Genomic DNA, 24,421 nt, shown 5'->3' on the forward strand with positions numbered 1-24,421 from the left:
CCAGAAGCACTCGGATCGTCGATTTTAGGGAGGAAATGCGGATATGAGTAGCGGTTTATTACAAGTGGCGGTGACGCTGCTGATCATCATACTATTGGTGAAGCCAGTAGGGAGTTATCTGGTGAAGGTGTTTGACGGCAAACGAACAGGACTGGATCGGATATTTGGCGGGCCTGAGCGATTGCTGTATCGATTGATGGGGGTGAAGGAGAACGAGTCGATGGGTTGGAAAAAGTACCTGTCAGCCGTGCTCATTTCGAACTTCATCATGCTGTTATTAATGTTTCTGGTGCTGCGGCTGCAAAAGTATTTGCCGCTCAACCCGGATGGCATTGGCAATATGCCTGCGGCACAGGCCTTTAATACAGCTGCATCGTTCATGACCAACACGAACTGGCAGTCTTACACGGGCGAGAACGCCCTGTCGTATCTGTCACAGATGCTGGCAGTGACGTTTCCAATGTTCACCTCAGCCGCGACCGGCTTCGCGGTCGCTATTGCCTTCATTCGCGGCCTGGTGGGCCGACGGGATGAACTGGGGAACTTCTACGTCGACGTGGTACGGTCGATTACGAGAATCTTTTTGCCACTGAGCTTCATTGTGGCGTTGTTCCTCGTATTCCAGGGTGTGCCGCAGACACTGGCGGGAGCGGTGAACGCAACCACACTGGACGGGGCACAGCAGACGATTAGCCGCGGGCTGGTCGCTTCGCTGGAGTCGATCAAACACTTGGGTACCAATGGTGGAGGCTGGTTCGGAACCAACGCAGCGCATCCATTTGAGAACCCAACGGCGTTATCGAATCTGGTGCATATCGTCTGCATGATGCTGCTTCCTACTGCGCTGGTTTACGCCTTCGGCATCATGGTGAACAACCGGAAGCAGGGCTGGACGCTGTTTGCGGCTATGAGTTTACTTTTCCTCGTGATGCTGACCACGGTATTTGTTTCGGAATATCGCGGTGTGCCAGCGCTGGATGCGGTGGGAATCCAAGGTAATATGGAAGGCAAAGAAGTCAGGTTTGGGGTATCCGAATCGGCGCTTTTCACAGCGGTGACTACAGCAGCCACAACCGGGTCGGTGAACAATATGCATGAGTCGCTTACCCCGCTTGGTGGCATGGTTGCACTGGCCGAGATGATGCTCAACAACGTATTCGGCGGTAAAGGGGTAGGTTTGCTCAACGGATTGCTCTATGTGATTCTGGCTGTGTTTATCTGTGGGCTGATGGTTGGGCGGACCCCTGAATTTCTGGGCAAAAAAATTGAGGGTAAGGAAGTGAAGCTCGCGTCCATCGCGCTGCTTGTTCATCCTTTGATTATTCTGGCTCCGACCGCGCTGGCGCTTATGCGTCCTGCGTCTGTCGCTTCAATTTCGAATTCAGGCATGCATGGTCTGACCGAGGTGTTATATGCCTTTGCATCCGGGGCTGCCAATAATGGATCGGCGTTTGCCGGGCTGAATGCCAACACAGACTTTTACAACATCGCCATTGGTGTCGTAATGCTGCTCGGAAGATACATTTCCATGATCGCGATGCTCGCCATTGCCGGATCACTGGCCACCAAACGGGTTGTTCCCGTAACTACGGGTACACTGCGTACGCATACACCTCTTTTTGCAGGCATTCTGGTGATGATGATTGTGGTAGTTGGGGCGTTGACGTTCTTCCCATCACTGGCACTTGGACCGATTGCAGAACATTTGGCGATGATCCGATGATGAACGACACGGTGATCGGATATGGGAATAGGAGCAAGGACGTAAAGTGCGGAGGTGGATTATCACAATGAATGTTGTAGAACGAAAGAAGGAGCAGACGGTGGAAGGATTAGACAGAGGCACGATCAGAACCCAGGGTAAAGGAACGAGAGGTACGGGTACGGATCCCGGTACGCCCAAAAGAAGCAAAACATTAAGTCGGGACATTCTGCTCCAGGCATCTCTGGATGCCTTCAAGAAGCTGAACCCGGTCGTCATGATCAAAAATCCGGTGATGTTTATCGTCGAAGTCGGCACACTCATCACATTGCTGTTATGTATCAATCCGGATCTATTTGTTGCATCCGAGGCAGGGCGAGGGTACAACATCGCGGTGTTTCTCGTCCTGTTGTTCACGTTGCTGTTTGCCAACTTTGCTGAAGCACTGGCAGAGGGACGGGGTAAAGCTCAGGCAGATACGCTACGGAAGACGAAATCGGACACGACTGCGAAGCTGGTACAGAAAGACGGGACCATCAAGCAAGTGTCTTCGACCCAGTTGAAAAAAGGAGATATCGTCCGTGTAGAAGCAGGCGAACTGATTCCCACGGATGGTGAGATTATTGAAGGGCTGGCCTCTATCGACGAGTCCGCCATTACCGGGGAATCGGCTCCAGTAATCAAGGAGGCGGGCGGTGACTTTTCCTCCGTTACAGGAGGCACGCGGGTTACTTCCGACTATATCGTGATGCGTGTGCAGACCGATCCCGGGGAGTCGTTCCTCGACCGAATGATCTCACTCGTTGAAGGCGCACAGCGCCAGAAAACGCCGAATGAAATTGCGCTGACAACACTGCTCGCCGTGTTGACGCTGATATTCCTGATTGTCATCATCACCATGGTACCAATGGCGAACTATTTGGGCATCCGGCTTGATCTGGCTACCCTTATCGCGTTGCTTGTCTGTCTGATTCCGACGACGATCGGCGGGCTGTTATCCGCGATCGGTATTGCGGGCATGGACCGGGTCACGCAGTTCAACGTACTCGCCATGTCGGGTAAAGCGGTGGAAGCGGCAGGGGATATTGATACGCTGATTCTGGATAAAACCGGAACTATTACGTACGGCAACCGCATGGCTTCGGAGTTTATTCCCGTTCAGGGCGTATCTGCACAGGAGATGACCCGGGCTGCGCTGCAAGCTTCCGTGGTCGATGAGACACCAGAGGGGCGCTCGGTTGTTGAATTGGCTGGCAAGCAGGGCGAGAACTGGGTGGAGACAGAATATGCAGATGCAGAACATGTGAACTTCACTGCAGAAACTCGCATGTCGGGCCTGAATCTAAGCGGTGGGAAGCAGATCCGCAAAGGTGCCGTGGATGCGATCAAACGCCATATTTCCTCCCGTGGGGGACGGATACCCGGCGATTTGGACGATATAGCGAACCGAATTGCAAAGGCTGGGGGTACACCGCTTGCTGTTGCGATTGATGACCAGATTTATGGTGTGATCTATCTGAAAGATACAGTGAAACCAGGGCTGAAAGAGAAGTTTGCAGAGATGCGAGCCATGGGCATCAAGACGATCATGTGTACAGGGGATAATCCCCTGACGGCGGCGACCATTGCGCTGGAAGCGGGCGTGGATGATTTTATTGCCGAGGCCAAGCCGGAAGACAAGATTACCGCGATCAAAAAAGAGCAGCAGGAGGGTAAGCTCGTCGCCATGACTGGCGACGGCACCAACGATGCTCCTGCTTTGGCGCAGGCCGATGTTGGCCTGGCGATGAATTCGGGCACCATGGCGGCCAAGGAGGCGGCCAACATGATTGATCTGGATTCCGACCCGACCAAGCTGTTGTCGGTGGTCTCCATTGGCAAGCAGCTGCTCATTACCCGCGGCGCACTGACGACCTTTTCGATATCCAATGATATTGCCAAGTATTTCGCCATCATTCCGGCCATGTTTATTCTAGCGATGCCGCAGCTTCAGGCACTCAATATTATGAATCTCGCTTCACCGCAGTCCGCGATTCTGTCAGCGCTGATCTTCAACGCCATCATTATCCCACTGCTAATCCCAATCGCCATGCGGGGTGTGAAATATCGGGCTATGTCCGCGGAGCGGCTGCTTGGACGAAATGTGTTCATCTATGGTGTGGGCGGTGTAATTGTTCCGTTTATCGGTATTAAGCTGATTGATCTGGTACTGTCGGGGCTTCATCTGGTTTAATGGTACAACTAATAATAAATTCAGGATGTGATTCATATGAAACAGGTACTGCCCGCCATTCGGTTGTCTATTGTGCTTATGCTGATTTGCGGTATTATCTACCCGTTGGTTACAACCGGAGTGGCACAGCTGCTCTTCTCAAATCAGGCGAACGGCAGTCTGATCACACAAGGCGGGAAAACCATCGGTTCGTCGCTGCTGGCGCAGGAAGTAAAATCGCCGGGGCTGTTCCAGCCCCGGGCATCGAACGCTAATTATGATGGAACTGCTTCGGCAGGTTCCAATCGCGCCGTGGCCTCGGAGGCGTATATTGTTGAAATGAAGGAAAAGGTGGCTCGGCTCAAGCAAGAGAATCCGGGCTTGCAGCAAATTCCTGCAGATCTCGTGACAGGTTCCGGTTCCGGTCTTGACCCCGATCTGTCACCGGAAGCGGCAAAAGCACAGATTCCCCGGATTAGCCAGGCAACGGGCCTTGGTGAGCAAGAGCTTGCCAAGATCGTCGAGGAACATACACAAGGGCGACAGCTAGGCATTTTCGGTGAGCCTCGTGTGAATGTGACCGCTCTGAATCAAGCGTTGACGGCTGAGCTAAAATAACAGGCATCGTGTTGGGTAGATCCACGGGGAATACAACTTCCCTCGGTTGTTCGTATCAGGCCTTCTTCCGAGCTTCGGAAGGGGCTTTCTCCGTTTTAAGTAAAGGTTATGTTGGGGGAGTGAACAGGATGGAAGACAGCTTCAAGCGGAAGTCCCCGGAAGACATCTTGAAGATGATCACGAAGCTGCAGCAGGGCACCTTGAAGATATATATCGGTCCGGTCAGCGGTTCGGGCAAAACGTATCATATGCTTAGGGAAGGAAACACATTACGCCATCAGGGGATCGATGTGGTTATCTGCGCTGTGTCGACCATGCAAAGACCGGAGACCGTGGAGCAGCTCGGCGAGTTGGAGCGGATTCCAAGCATTCACTGGTCTCGCTGGAAGGATGGCTTGGAAATGAAGGATTTGAATCTGGATGCCTTGCTGGCACGTAATCCGGAGGTTGTGCTCGTTGATGGGCTTGCTCATAGAAATCGAAAAGGGGCACGTCATGCAACCCGACTGGAAGACATTCGGTATTTGCTGCGACACAACATCAGTGTCATTACAACGGTGAATGTGTATGAGCTGGAGGGATATACGGAGCTTGCACGCCAGCTAACGGGAATTGCAGCAGAGCATACTGTACCTGCCGATACCCTTGAACTGGCCGATGAAGTGAAATTGATCGATGTAACCCCGGAAACCGTATTAAGCCGTCTTGCGGAGGGACACCTTCGGGGACATGAAGGTGAAGCGGTGTTTCGGCATGGCAATTTGGGCATTTTGCGTGAACTGGCTCTTCGACTTGTTGCGGAAGGGGTCAACGAATCACTGCGTGAGCACCGGGAAGAGATGGGAATTACGGTTACGACAGGCATCATGGAACGCATTTTGGTATCCACCCAATATCACTGGAACGGGTCCATCTATATTCGGCGCGGACAGCAGATTGCGAAGAGATTAAACGGGGATCTGCATGCCGTGACCTTTCGCAATATGAAGCAGCCGCTAACCAAGGAAGCTACTGTTTTTCGTCGAAACATGATTAAACTGGTGGAGAAATTCGGGGGACAGTTTGAGGAATTGCCTGTATTACACCGCCGTAACATTCCATCTACGCTTGCACGCTACGCAGTCCAGCATCAGATTACCCGTATTGTTATGGGACACTCACGGCACAGTCGCTGGCAGGAGCTGTGGCGGGGATCATTTGTTAATTCATTGCTGCGCAGAGTGCGGGGTGTCGATCTGTTTCTGCTTGCCGATCGGGCACAGCATGAGGGCGAGCGGGTACTTCCGACCCGATTGTCGGATACAGAGACTCCAACATATCGCAGGTTAAGTGAGCAGGAGATGAAGGCACAGATTGGTCAGATTCGGCGTGGCAAGTTCAAGGTATACATCGGTGCTGCGCCAGGTGTGGGAAAAACCTATATGATGCTCCGGGAAGGCAATGATCTGCTCCGCAAAGGCATCGATGTACGGATTGGTCTGCTGGAGACACACAATCGGGCGGAGACGGTGGAACAGATTGGCCAATTATCCATCATTCCACGAGAGCAGCGGGTGTACCAAGGGGTGCAGCTCGAGGAAATGGACACTGATGCCATTCTTCGTCTATGTCCTGAAGTGGTATTGGTGGATGAGCTTGCGCATACGAATGTTCCGGGAAGCATGCGGCAAAAGCGTTACGAAGATGTAGAGATTCTATTGGATGCGGGCATCTCCGTCATCACTACCGTGAATGTACAGCATCTGGAAAGTCTGAACGATGCGGTGGAACATATTACGGGAATTCGAGTCCGAGAGACTGTGCCGGATCAGATTTTGCAAATGGCAGATGAGGTCCAACTTATCGATGTTGCCCCCCAAGCCTTGCGGCAACGCATGCGGGAGGGTAAAATCTATGCAGCAGCCAAGGTGGAACAAGCGCTTGGTCATTTTTTTCGCATTGGTAATCTGATTGCCTTACGGGAACTTGCCCTGCGGGAATTGGCTGATGATGTGGATGAACGCCTTGAATCACAGGAGCGCAAAAGTGCACTTCGCGGTCCCTGGCGCAGACAGGAGGCGGTCTTTGTCTGCGTAAGCAGTGATGAGCATGCGGAGCGGCTGATTCGCCGCGGATTTCGTACAGCCTACCGGTTAAAGGCGGTCTGGCATGTGCACCATGTTCATGTAGGTGAAGGCATGAGTAATGAAGTGAAATGCCAGTTAGAGGAGCTGGAACAGCTGACCGTTCGACTGGGCGGCAAATTTCATATTCATCATAGCCAGAGGCTGAGAGATGTGCCTGGTATTTTGGCGGGTAAAGCTTCTGAAGAAAAAGCAACCCAGTTGGTGGTTGGTCAAGCGAGACGAGTCTGGTGGCTGAATGGTTATCGTGGAAAGGGAACGGTGGTCAGCAGGCTGGTGCGGTTATCCAGACATATGGACGTATTGATCGTTGCGGACTACGATTATGATCTGAGCGGGATGTGAGATGTGCTGTGTCTGAACGAAATAAAGGGGAAGAAGTCCGGCTGAAGCTGAACCGTGTTCCCAAATATATATGGGTAACCCTTGGAATCACATTGCTAACCATTCTGCTTCATGCGATAGGGATTAGTGATGACCTGGTTAACGTGGGGCTAATTTATCTTTTTCCGGTATTGGTCAGTGCTGTGTACTGGGGAATGGGTCCGGCCATATATGCAGCAAGTCTTAGCGTTGTTGCCTTTGACTTCTTTTTTGTTCCCCCGTTTCTCAGTTTTACGGTTGAAGATTTGCGATATATGTTTTCTTTTATAGTGTATTTGGCAGTGGCGGTATTAACGGCGAGTCTGGCGGGGCGCCTGCGGCAGCAGCTGGAGGTGGTAAAACAACGCGAGATTACGACGAATTCGCTATATGCTTTAAGCCGTCAGATGACGGCTGTTACAGATTTGCATACTCTACTCGGTAACATTGTGAGACAAGTGTCACTGACACTTGGGGCTCCGGCGGCAATATATCTCCCGAATGCTCAAGGCGAACTTCAGGTTACCTCCTCTTCGGAGGATTCGGATTCAATAGCCTGGGGTGAAGGAGAAGCTGAAGTCGCTATTGCCAAATGGGTGTATAAACATGGCGAAATCGCCGGACGCGGCTCCTCCAGCCTGCGGGAATCGTCTGGTCTGTATGTGCCGCTGCGTACAGAAGACCAGACACATGGGGTGCTTGCTGTGAATCTGGAATCCAGTGATCTTCAGGAGCAGCGGGAAGAGCTGCGTTTGCTGGAAGCGTGTGGCGGGCTGGCAGCAAGCGCCATTGCCCGTGTCAAGCTGGCTGAGGAAGCGAGACTCGCGCAAGTGACGGCTGAATCGGAACGAATTCGCACCGCTTTGCTGGACTCGGTGTCCCATGAGCTACGGACACCCCTTACGGCCATCATTGGTTCAGCCACAGGTTTGCTGGAGAATGATTCTCTTTTTACCCCGGAGGATCGAAAAGAACTGACAGGCAATATTCGGGATGGAGCGCTTCGCATGAACAGGCTGGTAACCAATTTGCTGGGCATGGTGAAGCTGGAGAGTGGCATGTTGCAGCTGCGCAGAAAATGGTGCGACGTGGGCGACATGATCGGCATTGTGCTAACCCAGGTTCAACAATTCATCCAGCACCGTCGCATTCGGGTTGAATTGCCCGATCAGCCGCCGTTTGTATCCGGGGATGAGGTTTTGCTGGAGCAGGTTCTGGTCAACGTCATCAGCAATGCCATCAAATATTCACCAGAGGACAGTGAAATCGTCATTACGGTGAAGGTGGATGAGCGGCATGGACGAATGACCATTGTGGTGGCTGATTCGGGTGTTGGGATTCCGGAAGCAGAGCGCGAGCGGGTGTTTGAGAAGTTTTATCGATCCGAATCGTCACGGCATGTGACAGGTACGGGACTTGGGCTTGCCATCTGTAGAGGAATCGTCGAAGTTCACGGAGGTACGATTACCGCAGAACCGAATCCGGGAGGCGGGACGCGGGTATGCATCTGTTTGCCCACAGAGGAACCCGAAGCATCATTCCCGTATATGGGACAAGGAGAGGAAGAATGACATGACGGCACCGCAAGGCGCGCGTATATTAATTGTGGATGATGAACCACAAATCCGTAAACTGCTGAAGGTTACGCTTCAGGCGCATCAATTTGAGATTCACGAATGCGCCGACGGCGAAGAAGCGGTCATTCAGGCGAGCATTGTGCATCCTGATCTGATTGTGCTTGATCTGGGCTTGCCCGGTATGTCCGGAATGGATGTACTTCAGCGGATTCGGGAATGGTCGCAGGTACCAGTCATTGTGCTGACTGCAAAGGAACGCGAAGAGGATAAAATTGCTGCACTTGATGGCGGGGCGGATGATTATGTCACCAAACCGTTTGGCATGGGGGAGCTCGTTGCCCGTATTCGGGTTGCCCTTCGCCATGTGGCCAAAACGACGGATGAGCCGGTATTGCGTTTTGGTCCGCTTACGATTGATTTGGCCCAGAGACAGGTCGATTTGGACGGATCACAAGTAAAGTTAACACCAACCGAGTATGAAATGCTGAAAGTGCTCGCAACCCATGCAGGCAAAATTATTACCCAACGCCAGCTGCTGCAACAGGTTTGGGGAGGGCATCATCATGAGTCGGACAGCCATTACTTGCGGGTATATGTCGGACATCTGCGCAAAAAATTGCAGGAAGATCCCACGCGTCCACGTTTTATACAGACCGAGCCGGGAATCGGCTATCGTTTTCTGCTTCAGGATTAGGCTGGAAAACAAGATGAAAGCTCAAAAAAGCACCAGCCCCTCCTTGAGAGGAGACAAGTGCTTTTGAATTGCAAACAATGAACTTCTTATGACGTGTACTTCGGCAACCAGTCGCCATGAGCTTCGATCAGTTCATCACACATCGCAACGATATCATCGATGGACAGCTCGGCAGCTGTATGCGGGTCAAGCATCGCTGCATGATAGATGTGCTCTCTTTTGCCCGTAATCGCCGCTTCAATGGTCAATAGTTGGGTGTTAATATTCGTACGGTTCAATGCCGCAAGTTGCGGAGGTAGGTCCCCGATATAAGTCGGGCTGATGCCTGATCCATCAACAAGACAAGGCACTTCAACACAGGCTTCACGAGGCAGGTTGGTGATCAGTCCGTTATTCATGACATTACCGCCGATTTTGTAAGGGCGATCCGTTTCCATGGCCTCCATAATATGCGAAGCGTATTCGCGGCTGCGCGTATGTTCAATATTTTCGCTGGATAACAGCTTCTCACGCATTTCTTTCCAGCCTTCAATCTGGTTCACGCAGCGGCGCGGATACTCATCCAGCGGAATATTGAAGCGTTCGATCAGCTCGGGGTAGTTTCGTTTGATAAAATAAGGATGGTACTCGGCATTATGCTCGGAGGACTCGGTTACATAGTATCCAAAACGCTGCATCAGCTCATAACGCACCATGTCATCATGCTGCTCTTTCTGCTTTTCCTTCGCCAGACGTTTAATCTCTGGATACAAATCTTCACCATCCCGTGTCACTTCCAGCAGCCAGGCCATATGGTTGATACCCGCAACTTTCGCGACCACACCCGTCTGATCAATCCCCAGTGCATCAAACAGATGCGGTACACACACCTGTACACTGTGACACAGACCTACGGTTTTGATTCCGCCATGCACGTTCATGACATTCGTTAGTACCGCCATCGGGTTGGTGTAGTTCAGGAACCACGCATCAGGGCACACTTCCTGCATATCCCGTGCAAAATCGAGCATCACCGGAATCGTCCGCAAATTACGGAAAATCCCGCCAATCCCGAGCGTATCGGCAATCGTCTGACGCAATCCATATTTCTTCGGAATCTCAAAATCCGTAATGGTACATGGATCATAACCGCCCACCTGAATGGCGTTAATCACATATTTGGCTCCGCGCAGTGCTTCCTTGCGGTCGGTATAAGCTTTGATGGCACATTGGCTTCCGAGCGAACGGGCCATACTGGTAAGCAAACGCTCTGAGTCGCTTAGGCGTTCAGCATCAATATCGAACAACGCCAGCTCAAAATCCTGAAGTGCTTCGGTCATCATAACGTCACCCAATACATTTTTGACAAAAACGGTGCTTCCCGCACCGAGGAACGTAATTTTGTTCATCTCAAGTTCAGCCTCCCTGAATAAATGGTGTACCTCCAATATAGGCGGATTGGGCTTATATAACTATGGCTCAACCTCTCTGAAACATGGCATAATCCCATTTTTGGATTCGCTTACAGCTAATAATTCATCTATTTACCTGTTATAATTTTAGTGAAGAGATTGCCTGTTGTGGTGAACGGAGGGAGTGTGGAATGTTGAAATTAATCGAAACGAACGTGGTTCCTATGGATTTGACGCAGATGGAATTGGTACTGTTATTTTTCGGTTGGCAGGCATGTGATCCGTCGCATTATTGGGGTCCGGGTGTTCGGGATGCCTATATTGTTCATTACATTCATGAAGGCCGGGGCACTGTGTTTATGGCGGATCAGCAATACGAGCTTACACAGGGTCAAGGCTTTGTGATTCTTCCGGATACGCTTATTCATTATGAAGCGGATGCGAAGCAGCCATGGACTTATTCCTGGTTCGGGTTCAAGGGTGTTCATGCCAAGGCATTCATGCAGCGGGCTCACATCAGTCCGGAACATCCTGTATTTGAGGCTAGAGATGGAGACACATTTGCTCGTCTTTATACGGAGATGGTTCAAGCATCAACACGTACCGGGGGAGATGTGTTCAACCAGAGCCTGCTGTACCGGCTGATCGCCGAATTGATTGCATCTTCTCCCGCAGAAGAGCAGCTGCAACGGCCACTGTCCACTAAAGAGGAATACATCAGGCAGGCCGTTCAATTTATGGAGAACAGGTATAGTCAGAGAACTTCAATTCTAGATATTGCCCGAGCCGTAGGTTTGGATCGCACATATCTGTCAGGGCTTTTTAAGGAGAGGTACGGCAAGTCATTACAGGCTTTCTTTCTCGAATACCGGATGAATCGTGCAGCTGAACTGCTGCAGCATTCAGCCCTGTCGGTTAGTGAAGTGGCCCACTCTGTGGGGTATACAGATCCATTACTATTTTCCAAGATGTTTAAGCGAGTGACGGGTGTGTCTCCAAAAGGGTCGAGAAGCATGGAACAGGGAGAATAGTTTTCATTATGTTGTGAACCTCAAAAAATGCAAAAAAAAGGCCACGAATCCGAAGATTCATAGCCTTATACTTTAAGGTGAAAAACACAGGAATAGCGATATGATAAAAAATCAGGCAATCGGCGTTCCGTTCGGTAAGGTCTGGTCCGGCGTTAACAATACAACGTCACCTTCGCCAGGCACGCCGCCAAGCACCAGTACTTCGGATACAAAACCTGCAATTCGGCGCGGTGGGAAATTGACTACAGCAATAACCTGCTTACCTACCATTATGTCAGGGGTATAACGTTTCGTAATTTGGGCGCTCGAACGTTTAAGGCCAAGTGGGCCGAAATCGATGGTCATTTTAATGGCAGGCATGCGTGCCTTTGGAAAAGGTTCGGCTTCTACCACTGTACCAACGCGGATATCATGCTGTATAAACTCTTCAAAAGTAGCCATGTTGTGATGTCTCCTTTCAGCTATGGAGTCCATTATAAAATAGAAATACCCAAAAAATCCAGATTGCGCTAATCGCAACCTGGATTTTAGTGGTGATATTGTATGAGCGATGCCCGTTTTTGTCCCACTGTTAAGTGAGCGGGGCAGAGCGCTTAATGCAGCAACATCATATTAAATTATGCGCCATTCCACTTTTCACCAGTCAGATATTTCTCAGTCAGGATGGATAACATCTGAATGCCGACTTCATTATGTCCACCTTCGGGAATGATGATGTCTGCATACTTTTTGGAAGGCTCGATAAAAGCATCATGCATCGGTTTGACGGTTTCGAGATATTGTTTGTACACGGATTGAATCGTACGGCCGCGTTCTTCCATATCCCGCAGTACTCTGCGCAGAATACGCACGTCGGAATCCGTATCAACAAATACCTTGATATCCAGAAGGGCACGCAGATGTTCATCGATCAGGACATGCAGTCCTTCCACAATAACGATATGGTTCGGTGCCAGTTCAACCGTTTCATCAGCGGCACGGTTATCTATGGTGAAGTCATATACGGGAGCATATGCCGTTTGTCCTTGTTTTAACAGGGTAAGATGCTCAATTAACAGATCATTATCGAATGCAAACGGATGATCGTAATTGGTGAGTCGACGTTGCTCAGGGGTGAGCTGTGACTGGTCTTTGTAATAATTGTCCTGGGATATGAAAGTCACTTTGCCCGATCCAAGACGGTCTATGACGGAGCGAGCTACCGTCGTTTTACCGGAGCCGGTTCCTCCGGCGATACCAATAATGAGCATGATTGTTCCATAAACCTCCCTAGAATGGCAGCATGGTTATGGATAAATAATGGATGAATCGGGATAGATTCAAGTCCTTACCCACATATCTGTCTGTGAATGCACAATTCCTCTATTGTAGCACAGCAACTCACTTTTTTCACCTTAGGGAATTACCACATTTTTCTGTAGAACTACCCATCAACCTGTATCAATTTAGTCTCAACTTCGCAATTATAGGTTGTAGGATCTAGGACCTTCGATATATGATGTCGAAAGATGCCAGTTAATGGGGGGTATCTACAAATATAAAGGGAGGTGTACGTTATGAAAAAATCAAGCAAAGTCATTTCTTCCACAGTTATTGCTGCCATTGCAGCTGTATCCGTCGTAACTTCTGCTTCTGCAGCAAGTGTATCTACGGTAAATCCGGTGGGGTCTTCAGCTATTGATCTGAGCAGCATGGATATCGAAACAGCTTTGATGATGGTTCAGCAAGAACGCACGAAATTGCTGGATATCCAATTGCAGGCACAAATTCAAGAAGTTCAAAATCGAAATCAAGCGATTGCAGAGCTGAACGTACAATTGCAGGCAGCTATTCAGAACGGGGATACTGCCCAAGTTCAAAAGCTGAAAAACCAAATTGATGCGATGGGCAATTCACTACAGATGGATATGCTGCGTTTGCAGTCTTTATCTAACAAACGTAATGAAACCTTTGATGTGATGACTAACTTCATCAAGAAAATGCAGGATTCAAGATCGTCTATCATCGGAAACATGCGCTAGGAATGTAAAAAAAGAGCGAAGACGGAATACATTTCCGACACTTCGCTCTTTTTGTATTCTACTATTTACAAGGTTGCGTATGTTGCATCAACTTAGTCTGGAGTTAACCCGACCAGTCGCGGCGCCGGGTGAACAGATCCTTCAGCTCATCCGTCGACAGCTCGGTAATCCAGTTTTCAGAGCTGGTGATAATATTGTCGCTGAGCTGCTGTTTACTCTCCAGCATCTCGTCAATGCGTTCTTCAAGTGTGCCCAGCGAGATGAACTTGTGTACCTGAACATCCTTCGTCTGTCCCATCCGATAGGCGCGGTCTGTAGCCTGATTTTCTACGGCAGGGTTCCACCAGCGGTCAAAGTGGAATACATGATTCGCTGCGGTCAGGTTCAAGCCCACGCCGCCTGCTTTGATGGATAGAATAAAGACCGACGGCTGCTCTGCCGCAGGCAACGTCCGGGACTGGAACTCATCAATCATGCGATCCCTTCCTGTCTTGGACGTACCCCCATGCAGATATAGCACAGGTTCCTGCAACTCCTGTCTCAATACTTGTTGCAGCATCTGTCCCATGCCGATGTATTGTGTGAAAATCAGGCACCGTTCGCCCTCATCCCGTAGTTCGCGGACCAGTTCCATCAGTCGTTCCAGCTTCGCGGAGCGACTGATCAGCATGGCCATATCCTGCGGACTGTACAGGTCATACTCTGTTACAGAGCCTTCCGAGGAGATCGTTTCCGGCAAGGCTTCTTTGGTCAGCAGCAGGGGATGATCACACAACTGCTTGAGCTGGGTTAAGGCAGACAGAATCGCACCTTTGCGCTTGATGCCTTCCAGCTCTTTCATTTTGTCCATCAGTTCCTGAACGGACTGGTCATACAGTGCACTTTGCTCACCCGTAAGGTGAATGTAGGTTTTCATCTCATTTTTGTCCGGCAGATCGAGTTGAATATTCGGATCTTTCTTCTTGCGGCGCAGCATGAATGGCTTCACGAGCTGCTGCAAATCTTGCATGCGTTGCTCGTCCTTATCCTTCTCGATCGCACTGATAAAGCGAGTCTGAAATGCCCGCGCGCTGCCCAAATAGCCTGGATTAATAAAATCATAGATGGACCACAGCTCGGACAGCCGATTTTCAATCGGCGTACCAGTCAGTGCAATACGGTGTTTTGCCGGGAAGCTGCGTACTGCCATGGACTGCTTCGTTTGGGCATTTTTAATATTTTGCGCCTCATCCAGACAGATGGATGCCCACGTATATGACTGCAACATCTCTTGATCCAGAGTAGCTGTTGCATAGGAGGTAATGATGATATCTACCTGTTCAGTCTGTTCCCGAAACTCTTCTCCGCTCAGTCTTCGTGCCCCGTAATGCAAACTGACGTTAATTGAAGGCGCGAAGCGGCTGATTTCTTTTTGCCAGTTTCCCAATACGGAAGTGGGGCAGACGAGAAGGGCCGGGGCCTGCCCAGGCAAGCGCTGCTCATGCTCTTTGAGATGAAGTAAATACGTAATGAACTGTATCGTTTTTCCCAGTCCCATGTCATCCGCAAGACAAGCCCCGAGACCGAATCTACGCAGGAATCCAAGCCATGCGAAACCTTCTTTTTGATAAGAACGCAGCTCAGCATGCAATCCTTCCGGAATAGGCAGGGAAGGAGCGCCGCCTTGCCCGCCGCCAAGCTGTGCAATTACCCGGTTCAGGTGTTCGTTCAGTTCCACCTCAAGTCGAATGTTCTCGTTGGATTGTGGCTGTTCTTCTTCCTCATCCTGTCCTTCTTTGCGTTTCTGGTTACGATATTCGCGTTGCTCATTATGCAGCAGATGCAGGTGCAAAATATCCTGAAACGATAGCCCCTGTTCCTGATCCACACCGCCCATGGCCCTACGAATCTGCTCAAGCAAGGCCGGATCGAGGGGAACCCATTCTCCACGGAAGCGGACCAGCCGCTCATTACGGGCCACGAGATCAGCGAATTCTTCCTCGCTGAGATCCGTATCCCCAATCGCAATACGCCAGTCAAAATGAATGATCGAGTCCAGTCCAAAGAACGACTGTCCCCGTTCACTGCCTTCCTCCGGTTTCACCTTGGCACGCAGCTTGGGTTTCTTCTTGCGTGCAGCTTCCCACCAACCCGGAAGCAGCACTTGCCAGCCAGCTTCGAGTAGTCGTCCGCTGTCTTGCGTCAGGAACAGCCAAGCATCCTGATCTCCCAATGGATCACTGAGCACATCCCGACTGCCACTGATAGCGCGGCGAATTCGGGGCAGATGTGCACGCAGCTGCTCCAGCCATCCTGCCGAACGATCAAGGATGAACGGCGTCCACACGTCAGGCCATTCACCTTCCAACCGGCCACGTGAATCCAGCCTCACGGGAACGAGTACGGCTGCATCCAGTTTGTTCTGCAATACCAGCCGTAGCCGCCAAGCCGGTTCATCATCTTCCGGCTCCAGCAATTGCAGGAGTGGACGGAATGGGGCTGCGTCTGCTTTCCAGCCGATGGACACCAGCCAGGATTGGGCATCCATGCCGGCTGTTTGCGGAGCTGTTCCGCTTTGTGGAAACAACTGCGGGAATTCTCGCCGCAGATCGGTGGCCGCTTCCTCCGTACTGTACCATCGCTGGAACACGGAAGCGGAAAAGGCAGCACTCAGCCCTTCGGCGTAGCTCTCATCCGTTTGTTCCAGAGCTTTGCCAAGAGTGGTGCGATCCTGCTTTTTCAAGCTGTCCGGGTCCCAGGTCCATTGCAGTTGTCCGGTACGAAATGCGGTGAAGCTAGGGATGTATTTACGATTCTCAATCGATGCTGCGAGTACCGGGGCCAGCCGGATCAAATGCTCTGCCTGCTCGTCCCATTTCCATTCTATGTGTAGAAGGGTGTTCATTTCGCTGAAGAAAGGAATCACTTCTTCCGCAGGCAGTACGACCAGTTCAATTTCTTCGATCTGTCTTGTTTCAAGTTCTGTACCGTAGAAAGAAGGGGCATGCCAAGCAAATAATCGCTGCTTGAGCGATTGTCCCGATACAAAGTGATGGGTGTTCAGCGCTCCATAGAACAAGGCGTCCCCGTATCCTGTCAATGCAACATGGACCTCAATTGTTTCGGTGTAAGGGTGCATTAGGCTCATGAGATCAACTTACCTTTCCGAAGCTCTTCCTGCAGGGCGCGCAGTCGGCTGTTGCGAACAGCCAATGTGGTGATAAACTGCTCCCAATGTTCTTCCTGCTTCAATTTTTTATAAATTTTGGACAGACGCTTCAACAGTTTCACTGCTGCTTTGTATCCGTCCCTGTTTTTGTGTCCGATATAACGATCCACTGCTTGATGGTAGAAAGGCAAAAGCAGTTCGGGTGCATCCTTTTCAATCGGCTGTAGCACCGCTACCCGGAATTCTAGCGGCTCTGTCTCCGTGCTCAGTTGAAAATCAATCCACCGCCGCCACTGTCCCCGGGAATGCATTGCTTCTTCATAAGCTGGCCTGGAATGAGGCAGCATGCTGACCAATGTGTCCCACATGCGGTGTTCTACATCAGGAAGATGATGAATGGCTGTGTCCCACAACTGCATGTAATCATTCAGAGGGGAGTTCCGTCGGTTCGCGAGCAGAGGTCCGAGCTGTACTAACCACTCGCCTAGCCGTTTCCAGTCTGAAGAATCTGCAAGCACATGAAGAAAATGCAGCAGATGCTCCGGCGGGATGCCATATGCCGAGCCTCCGCTAATCAATCGCTGCCAAGCCTGATCATCTTGTCCCAAATGGAAATACATCCAGCTCTGCGCCAATACCAGCGGCAAGGGCAGAGTGGCAGATTTAATCGGCGCATTGCGCCCATTTTCCGTTAGATTCGCTACGCTTAGCACGCTCTCACCAGGTTTGGCGGGTTTGGAAGCAGCAGTCAGTCCGTTCTCCATTTCCTGTAGAAACGCTAGCTCTGACTCTAGCGTTTTTCGGTTTTCCTGGAGATGAGGCACGATCCAGTTTAACCAAAGCTGTCGATACATCGGGGTGAAGAACATCATGCTGGATGTCTCGGATATCATCTGCGTACGCAGGTAAGATGAGGTTTCCTCAAGCCTTTTCCAAAGTTGTTCAAGCTTCGTGCCCTTCAGACCTGAGAGATCCAACGGACGGCTAAAGATCTGTTCCAGTCCTTTCTGGAGCGCATCCACGGCAAGTTGAGCAGGATAGCTCAGATACACCGGTGTATGTGTGATTGAATTGCGGCCAGGCACACAGAAGCGAATCAGGTGCAACTGAACATGCAGCTCAAATAACTGGTCCATGCCAGCGGATAGCTTAGGTTTAATGGAATAGAGCTCGTCCGCTGCGGCCTGCACATACGATGTACTTGGCGTGCCTATCCCGAGTCGTTTCAGGCATGCCCGAAACAGCTCATGCCATTCCGTGATTTCAAGTTCTGCAAGTTCCGTTGCACGTTCCTTGATCTGGCTATACTGGTTATCAGGGATGGTGAGATCCTCTTCGTGCGCTGCGTAATCCGAACGTCCTGAAGTCGCCATAGCAGCAGGTTTTGGAGCCTGTTTCAGTGCAGTACTGGAGTGAGCATTGACGATGCCATGTACGGGTCGCCCCAGTTGCTCCGCATAACTCATTAGAACGGCTATCATATGTTTGCAATGAGATCCTACCGGACAGGTGCAGTGACTGGTGTTCAACGATTGCAAGCTCAGGGTTACTTTATAATCATCGGAGCCCTGCACTTCAGCCAAAATTCCGTTTTGTTCAGTGAAGGTTAATGTTCCGACGCGTTTCTGTTTATAATATTGAAATCCGCGCATAATCGTCAGGTTGTTAAAATGTTCAGCGACCTGCCTGATCAGCTGTTGCCACTGCGCATCATCCATGTTCATGTCAATAGGTATGTTCATCATTCCATCTCCTGGGGAAATCATAGGTTCAGTAATCACCACGTCTTGACGTAATGGTGTACATTTCATGTATCCATCATATCAGTTATCATGTGCTCCGTGCATCGGTTCTGAGAACTTGGATGGGACTTTTTAATAGGTGAAACCCAAGAGTACCGATCTCTATTTTTTACCATAAACCATGCATAATAGGCTCGTCTTGTGTATGCTTATCGTATGTATTCCTTTCAGGAACGATGCAGGCCGGGATTCGGCTTAATTTTAAACAACAGGAGAGAGCATATGAAAATACTTACGTTAAATACGCACGCTTGGGCAGAAGAAGACCAACTGAACAAGATCAGTCAGCTGGCTGATTTTATCAATACACACCAATTTGATGTGATCTCCATGCAAGAGGTTAATCAATCGATGCAAGAAGCAGCGCTGTCCGCGGAGGAACTGAAACATTACTTTGCCACGGAATCGGATGCTGTGATCAAAAAAGACAATTACGCCTACGTTCTGCTTACGCAATTGACCGAGACCTATTACTGGACATGGATTCCGGCCCATGTCGGTTTCCAAAAATACGATGAAGGGCTGGCTATCCTGAGCCGGACGCCGATCACAAAGGCTTTTGGAGAGTATGTATCCCACATGCGGGATTACGATAACTACCGCACACGCAAAATTGTAGGTGTTCAGACTGAAGTACAAGGCGAAGCAACCTGGTTTGTGAATGGACACTATAACTGGTGGGATGATGAACAAGAGCCTTTCAAGGGGCAGTGGGAACTGACTGAGAGCAAGCTCGCTCCATATATGGACCAGCCGCTGTATATGATGGGCGATTTCAATAATGTCGCGGAAGTACGTGGGCAAGGCTACGATTATATGATGAGCAAGGGCTGGAACGACCTGTACACGACGGCTGTGCAAAAGGATGACGGTGCAACCGTGGTCAAAGCCATTGCCGGCTGGGCGGATAACAAACGCGATCTGCGTATTGATTATATTTTCTCCAATCGTCCGGTACAGGCGAAGTCTTCGACAGTAGTTCTCAACGGAAAGAACGGCCCTGTGGTCTCTGACCATTATGGCGTAGCTGTGGAAATTTAACAGTAGGTCAGCCTTGTACACAATTTTTTATCAAAATAAAACGAAAGCCTCCGCTCACTTCCTTATAAGGAAGTGAGCGGAGGCTTTTTATTTTTAAACCTTTGCTCCCCACGTTGTCGAAATAAGGCGATTTGTTCAGAATCGGTTCAGAGCCTCTCTATATAATGTGCATTATCGTACATGTCCATATTATTTAAGGAAGATCCTCGATTGGATTTTGCGTTGGAATGACACGAACTTACTTCATATTGGGGGAGCATTCTTTTGAAAAAAAATCATTTCATCAGCTCGATTCTCGCGGCGTCCTTGTTGACAACACCTTTGTGGACGACACAGGCTAACGCCGCAGTATCATTTACCGATATCGATAAATCCTATGCCAAAGATGCCATAGTAGAGTTGCAAAACGAAGGGATTGTCACTGGATTCAGTGATGGCCAATTTAATCCGTCCGGTATGATTACCAGACAGGATTTTGCCATCCTAGTTGCCAAAACGTTAAAACTGGATGTAACCAATAACGTCCCATCCAATCCGACATTTACAGATATTCCTGTGACTAGCTATGCCTATGCTTCTGTTGAAGCGGTATATCAAGCAGGTATATTTAAAGGCATGGGAAGCGGGGAATTCGGGAGCGGTAAGACATTATCCAGACAGGATATGGTCGTAACCCTGATGAGAGCAAAGGGAACAGACGTAACGGGCAAAGCTGCTTCCTTAACGTTCAAGGATAGCGCAACTATTTCGAAATATGCAAAAGATGCGGTTGGAGCGGCACTCGAAGCTGGATACATTATCGGTGATCAAAACAACATGTTTAAACCCGTGTTACAAGCCGATCGTCAAGCTGCGGCACTGACGGCTTCTCGATTGCTGCAAACGATAAAAGAAACTACAGGTCCGCAACCTGAACCAGTGCCTACGCCAACACCAACACCAGAGGTAACACCAACGCCCGTGCCTACTCCGGCTCCATCTACCAGTTCGAATAATAGCGGGTCCTCATCAGGTGGAAGTAGCGACAGCGGGAACATGAATCCATCTGTACCTGCGGATACAACAGCACCAACGGTGGATGTAAGCAAATTTAGCATTATCGATAATTACAGCGGAACCTGGGATCAAGTTCAGGGGGATTCTGGAGCAGTAAGTGAAGAAGGAGCCGTTGTAACTTTCTATAGTTGGACTGATGCGAATACGAATGGAGTCGTGGATGAAGGAGAGTTGGAAGAAGGAATTCCCCTTGCCAAAAGCAAATCGGATGGTTCACTTGCGCTTACCAAATTGAAAAATTTGACTCCAGGAGACTACACATTTGTGGTTACTGCCAAGGATTCAGCAGGTAATGAGTCTCCTAAAGATGCGGCGCATGTATTTACTTTTACACTTGTAAACGGAGAAATGCCAGTAGACGTGCCGACTATAGGTTCCAGTAAGTTTGGCTTCGACTCAAGCAACTCTAAAACAAAGTATCTTCAAGTTCAATATGGAAATAATCCATTTTCTCTAAACTACGATGTAGGGGAAGAATTTGTGGATGGCACCATCGAGTATTGGACCGATGCGTTCCAGTTTAGCATAGATGATTCTTACCAAATTGATGGTGAGAATTATACAATAGATAGCAGTCAGATCAGTAATGATGGTCATACGCTTAAGCTTAAAGTAAATGTAGAACCCGGCACACCTATTATTTTGCAATTGGGAAATAAGATGAATGAGACAAGAGGTCAATATGATTTAATCATTCGTGTAGATGCTGACGGCGAAGGATTAACCAAATCTGTATATGAAGAAACAGAGAAGCTATTCGTTAAATTTGACATCTTCGGATAATTTTAATTTACATGAGACGGACTACAACGATGTAGTCCGTTGTTTTGTCTTATCGTCAGACTGACAATACAATTATTTATTTGTAAGCGTAATCAAAAATCTGTAGCCACCGGGAAGCAGGTCAGTTATACTTGGTTTATTATTTGGCTATTCCAAAGATAAACGAGGATCATCAACGTTCACCAAAAAGGGATTTTCTCACAAAGGTTAAGCGCTATACCTATGTATTCCATCGGGAGAGGAATGTGGGCATTCAATGACAACGTATTTCAGTGAACCGCAGAGTATGTACTATCGATTCGGAGAAGATCAGGATCAGGTGCTGAAGGTGCTGGCAGAGAGGTATATAGGTGCCAACGCGCAGGCTGATTTTGTATATCGCGTATTTCAGAAGTCTGGTATTTTGCAAAATGAGAAGGGTCTGTATGATCTGAATTTGAGTAAACGTTTCCCTGATGCACAGAAAGGTCAGATTTCTTATGCCGCAGCGCTGGTATGGGGGGATGAAGATCGAAATCTGGATGTGCTGATCCGCTGTTATGGACCGGTTCGCTTCTATTTTAACGAGCAATTGGTATATCGCTCCACGGTCATGGATGAGATCAACCTGGACGCGACTGTGAAACTGGGAATCGACATTAAACCGGGATGGAATATGTTGTTGCTGGAGATGAAGTATACACCTGCGGGCTTTGGATGCCAGTTTGGCTCGGACGAGGGGAAAGTGCGTATTCTGAATGTGCTTGCTCCTTTCCAGGAGAGACAGGGACAGGCCGGATGGGTGTATTCCAAACCGATAAGTTCGGAGGAGAATCATCCGGAATGGAATCTGCTCGGGTCAGAAGAGGATCACAGACTAGATTGGCTGCCTGACGCGCAATGGTCAGAGGAGAAACAGACGCAACCATCCCTGGAGAGAATATACGGACATCTTCCAGGTCAGCAAGTCTATGCGTGGACACGGTTAATCAACAGGGATTCAAGTGATTGCCCGATCCGTTTGTCTGGTCAATCTTCCGGACCACTGAATATATGGCTGAACGGTGTATCGGCAGTGCAATTGAAGGAAGCAGGTCCATTCGAGGTGAACATACCCGGATCTTTTGGACGGAATGACCTGTTGATTCGCAGTGAATGTAGCGATACGGCTGAGTCATGGAATTTTGTAATAAATGCAACGGTGAATGGAGAGCAATTGGAACTGGAGCTTCCCCAGCGTGTGCACGGAGCTTCTGGAGAGCCGTGGCTATATCTAGGACCTTTTGAATCGGAGGACGTAGAACCTGATTTGCAGGATCTAATGCGTACTGATCGGGTGTTTAAAGGAAGTGTATTGAACGATAACCCAGAAGAAATGGGAAGCCAACATACACGGAAGGAACGCATATATTGGCGATTGGACAGACCGGATGCGTGGATACGCCCCTATTATGAAAATGCAATGCTCAGTAACAAATGGACCGTAGGCAGTGTAACCAACTATGGTCGCTGGGACTATCCTTTAGGTGTCACCGTATATGGTCTGTTGCAAACTGGACGTTATTTGCAGCGGCCCGACATTACGCGTTATGCGTCAGAACATGTGCAGGCGTGTACCCGTATGGATGAGTACTCATTATGGGATCGGGAGCAGTATGGTTTCCCAGCGGTTAACCAGCAGCTGGTTATGATGAAAATGCTGGATAACTGTGGCTCCTTTGGCTCAGCCATGCTGGAAGCCTATTCCGAATGTCAGGAGCCGACGTTTTTGCCGATTGCCGATCGAATTGCAGATTTTATGTTGACCCGGTTGGAGCGACAGGAGGACGGTGCATTTTACCGTGAGTGTATCGGTGAATTTGCCGAGAATACGATGTGGGCAGATGACCTTTATATGAGCACTCCGTTTCTTGTGCGGTATGCCCGACTGACGGGAAATAATTCAGCACTGGATGAAGCTGCTAGACAATTTTTATTGTATCGGAAATATCTGTTCATGCCTGAATTCAAGATCATGTCCCACGTATACGATTTTAAATATGGACAGGCGACACAAATTCCGTGGGGACGGGGAAATGGTTGGACGCTTTTTTCGCTGTCTGAGGTATTGGAAGCTTTGCCGACAGAGCACCCGGAGCGCCCGACTTTAATTGCCTTCTTTAATGAATTATGTGAAGGATATGCAGCTCTGCAAGGAGAGGGTGGATTGTGGCATCAGGTATTGAATGATTCGGAAACATACCAGGAAGCCTCCTGTACAGCGATGTTTGCTTATGGTTTTGCACGGGGAGTACGTTTTGATTGGTTATATCAACCTGAACGTTACATTGAAGCGGCTGAGCGGGCCTGGAACGGATTAACCCGTAAAGCGATTGATCGTCAGGGTAATGTACATGGTGTATGCAGTGGTTCGAGATATGCCTTTACTGCAGAATATTACAATAAGGACCTGCTCACGGTAACGAATGACAATCACGGTATTGGCATTATGATGCTGGCAGGAACCGAAGTGGCGAAGATGAAGAAACATCTGGCCCAGCCTAAGGTGTCATCAACTGCTGTGACGCAATCCTGAAAGTGTCAGTAAAACTACAGGATACCTTGATCGAAATCTCACATGATAGCTACTCTAACGTTTCATTGCAGACGGCTGGATGACCACTGGTGAGATGGAGCGAAGTAGAGTACGCGGCACGAGGAATGCAGTATATATGAATAACCACTGGGAGCGTCATTCCTGGTGGTTATTTAATCACTAAGAATATTGAAGACAATTGAATGGACATTTGTCCCAACCCCTTACTTTTTTGACAGGAAAGCTTACTTTTGTTTATGTCATGAGCAGCCATAGGCCGTTACAATAGTTTTTGTAAGCGATTC

General features: G+C 49.4%; 16 protein-coding genes. 11 read left to right on the forward strand and 5 right to left on the reverse strand.

Annotated elements, in window-relative coordinates; all coding sequences use genetic code 11:
• The first annotated feature begins 43 nt into the window (after positions 1–43).
• The 6 genes from kdpA (at position 44) to AC4PM4_RS27360 (ending at position 9,289) form a co-directional block, all read left to right on the forward strand.
• Positions 44–1,723: a potassium-transporting ATPase subunit KdpA gene (gene kdpA / locus AC4PM4_RS27335; RefSeq protein ID WP_491614986.1), complete on the forward strand. Its 1,680-nt coding sequence runs from the start codon at positions 44–46 to the stop codon at positions 1,721–1,723.
• A gap of 67 nt (positions 1,724–1,790) precedes the next feature.
• Positions 1,791–3,935: a potassium-transporting ATPase subunit KdpB gene (gene kdpB / locus AC4PM4_RS27340; RefSeq protein ID WP_491614987.1), complete on the forward strand. Its 2,145-nt coding sequence runs from the start codon at positions 1,791–1,793 to the stop codon at positions 3,933–3,935.
• Between the two features lie 36 nt (positions 3,936–3,971).
• Complete coding sequence (gene kdpC, locus AC4PM4_RS27345) at positions 3,972–4,532, forward strand: potassium-transporting ATPase subunit KdpC (protein WP_491614989.1); 561 nt, start codon at positions 3,972–3,974, stop codon at positions 4,530–4,532.
• A gap of 128 nt (positions 4,533–4,660) precedes the next feature.
• Positions 4,661–7,000: a histidine kinase gene (locus tag AC4PM4_RS27350; protein ID WP_491614991.1), complete on the forward strand. Its 2,340-nt coding sequence runs from the start codon at positions 4,661–4,663 to the stop codon at positions 6,998–7,000.
• 8 nt (positions 7,001–7,008) lie between these two features.
• Positions 7,009–8,589 (forward strand): ATP-binding protein, encoded by a 1,581-nt coding sequence (locus AC4PM4_RS27355; protein WP_491614992.1) that lies wholly within the window; start codon positions 7,009–7,011, stop codon positions 8,587–8,589.
• Between the two features lies 1 nt (position 8,590).
• Entirely contained in the window at positions 8,591–9,289 is a 699-nt protein-coding gene (locus tag AC4PM4_RS27360; protein WP_090811463.1) for a response regulator, read from the forward strand.
• Positions 9,290–9,375: 86 nt separating this feature from the next.
• Here the strand turns inward: AC4PM4_RS27360 and AC4PM4_RS27365 are convergent, their stop codons facing one another.
• Positions 9,376–10,677, reverse strand: a complete 1,302-nt coding sequence (locus AC4PM4_RS27365; protein ID WP_491614993.1) for an alpha-glucosidase/alpha-galactosidase — start codon at positions 10,675–10,677, stop codon at positions 9,376–9,378.
• A gap of 194 nt (positions 10,678–10,871) precedes the next feature.
• Between AC4PM4_RS27365 and AC4PM4_RS27370 the strand changes: the two genes are divergently transcribed.
• Positions 10,872–11,711: an AraC family transcriptional regulator gene (locus AC4PM4_RS27370; protein WP_400349323.1), complete on the forward strand. Its 840-nt coding sequence runs from the start codon at positions 10,872–10,874 to the stop codon at positions 11,709–11,711.
• Positions 11,712–11,822: 111 nt separating this feature from the next.
• On the opposite strand, the gene csaA is transcribed toward AC4PM4_RS27370, so the two are convergent.
• The gene (gene csaA / locus AC4PM4_RS27375; RefSeq protein ID WP_491614994.1) at positions 11,823–12,152 is read right to left on the reverse strand and encodes a chaperone CsaA; all 330 of its coding nucleotides are present in this window, start codon (positions 12,150–12,152) and stop codon (positions 11,823–11,825) included.
• 176 nt (positions 12,153–12,328) lie between these two features.
• Complete coding sequence (udk, locus tag AC4PM4_RS27380; RefSeq protein ID WP_063566443.1) at positions 12,329–12,961, reverse strand: uridine kinase; 633 nt, start codon at positions 12,959–12,961, stop codon at positions 12,329–12,331.
• A 306-nt stretch (positions 12,962–13,267) separates the two neighbouring features.
• Here udk and AC4PM4_RS27385 point away from each other — a divergent pair, with 306 nt between their 5' ends.
• Positions 13,268–13,732, forward strand: a complete 465-nt coding sequence (locus AC4PM4_RS27385; RefSeq protein WP_465118155.1) for a hypothetical protein — start codon at positions 13,268–13,270, stop codon at positions 13,730–13,732.
• Between the two features lie 103 nt (positions 13,733–13,835).
• Here the strand turns inward: AC4PM4_RS27385 and AC4PM4_RS27390 are convergent, their stop codons facing one another.
• Positions 13,836–16,850: a DEAD/DEAH box helicase gene (locus AC4PM4_RS27390; protein ID WP_063566524.1), complete on the reverse strand. Its 3,015-nt coding sequence runs from the start codon at positions 16,848–16,850 to the stop codon at positions 13,836–13,838.
• Between the two features lie 5 nt (positions 16,851–16,855).
• On the reverse strand, positions 16,856–18,622 hold the full coding sequence (locus AC4PM4_RS27395; RefSeq protein WP_161490619.1) for an SWIM zinc finger family protein: 1,767 nt from the start codon (positions 18,620–18,622) through the stop codon (positions 16,856–16,858).
• Positions 18,623–18,904: 282 nt separating this feature from the next.
• Here AC4PM4_RS27395 and AC4PM4_RS27400 point away from each other — a divergent pair, with 282 nt between their 5' ends.
• The 3 genes from AC4PM4_RS27400 (at position 18,905) to AC4PM4_RS27410 (ending at position 24,116) form a co-directional block, all read left to right on the forward strand.
• Positions 18,905–19,723 carry an endonuclease/exonuclease/phosphatase family protein gene (locus AC4PM4_RS27400; RefSeq protein WP_063566440.1) on the forward strand — a complete coding sequence of 273 codons (819 nt, stop codon included), beginning with the start codon at positions 18,905–18,907 and terminating at the stop codon, positions 19,721–19,723.
• Between the two features lie 264 nt (positions 19,724–19,987).
• On the forward strand, positions 19,988–21,562 hold the full coding sequence (locus AC4PM4_RS27405) for an S-layer homology domain-containing protein (protein WP_063566439.1): 1,575 nt from the start codon (positions 19,988–19,990) through the stop codon (positions 21,560–21,562).
• A gap of 256 nt (positions 21,563–21,818) precedes the next feature.
• Positions 21,819–24,116 (forward strand): glycoside hydrolase family 88/105 protein, encoded by a 2,298-nt coding sequence (locus AC4PM4_RS27410; protein ID WP_491614996.1) that lies wholly within the window; start codon positions 21,819–21,821, stop codon positions 24,114–24,116.
• The last annotated feature ends 305 nt before the right edge of the window (positions 24,117–24,421 follow it).

The sequence above is a fragment of the Paenibacillus sp. MDV22-iso6 genome (assembly GCF_058408365.1).

Coding starts and splice junctions, on each gene's coding strand:
- kdpA (WP_491614986.1), top strand. CDS start 44: ATGAGTAGCGGTTTATTACAAGTGGCGGTGACGCTGCTGATCATCATA.
- kdpB (WP_491614987.1), top strand. CDS start 1,791: ATGAATGTTGTAGAACGAAAGAAGGAGCAGACGGTGGAAGGATTAGAC.
- kdpC (WP_491614989.1), top strand. CDS start 3,972: ATGAAACAGGTACTGCCCGCCATTCGGTTGTCTATTGTGCTTATGCTG.
- AC4PM4_RS27350 (WP_491614991.1), top strand. CDS start 4,661: ATGGAAGACAGCTTCAAGCGGAAGTCCCCGGAAGACATCTTGAAGATG.
- AC4PM4_RS27360 (WP_090811463.1), top strand. CDS start 8,591: ATGACGGCACCGCAAGGCGCGCGTATATTAATTGTGGATGATGAACCA.
- AC4PM4_RS27365 (WP_491614993.1), bottom strand. CDS start 10,677: ATGAACAAAATTACGTTCCTCGGTGCGGGAAGCACCGTTTTTGTCAAA.
- AC4PM4_RS27370 (WP_400349323.1), top strand. CDS start 10,872: ATGTTGAAATTAATCGAAACGAACGTGGTTCCTATGGATTTGACGCAG.
- csaA (WP_491614994.1), bottom strand. CDS start 12,152: ATGGCTACTTTTGAAGAGTTTATACAGCATGATATCCGCGTTGGTACA.
- udk (WP_063566443.1), bottom strand. CDS start 12,961: ATGCTCATTATTGGTATCGCCGGAGGAACCGGCTCCGGTAAAACGACG.
- AC4PM4_RS27385 (WP_465118155.1), top strand. CDS start 13,268: ATGAAAAAATCAAGCAAAGTCATTTCTTCCACAGTTATTGCTGCCATT.
- AC4PM4_RS27390 (WP_063566524.1), bottom strand. CDS start 16,850: ATGCACCCTTACACCGAAACAATTGAGGTCCATGTTGCATTGACAGGA.
- AC4PM4_RS27395 (WP_161490619.1), bottom strand. CDS start 18,622: ATGAACATACCTATTGACATGAACATGGATGATGCGCAGTGGCAACAG.
- AC4PM4_RS27400 (WP_063566440.1), top strand. CDS start 18,905: ATGAAAATACTTACGTTAAATACGCACGCTTGGGCAGAAGAAGACCAA.
- AC4PM4_RS27410 (WP_491614996.1), top strand. CDS start 21,819: ATGACAACGTATTTCAGTGAACCGCAGAGTATGTACTATCGATTCGGA.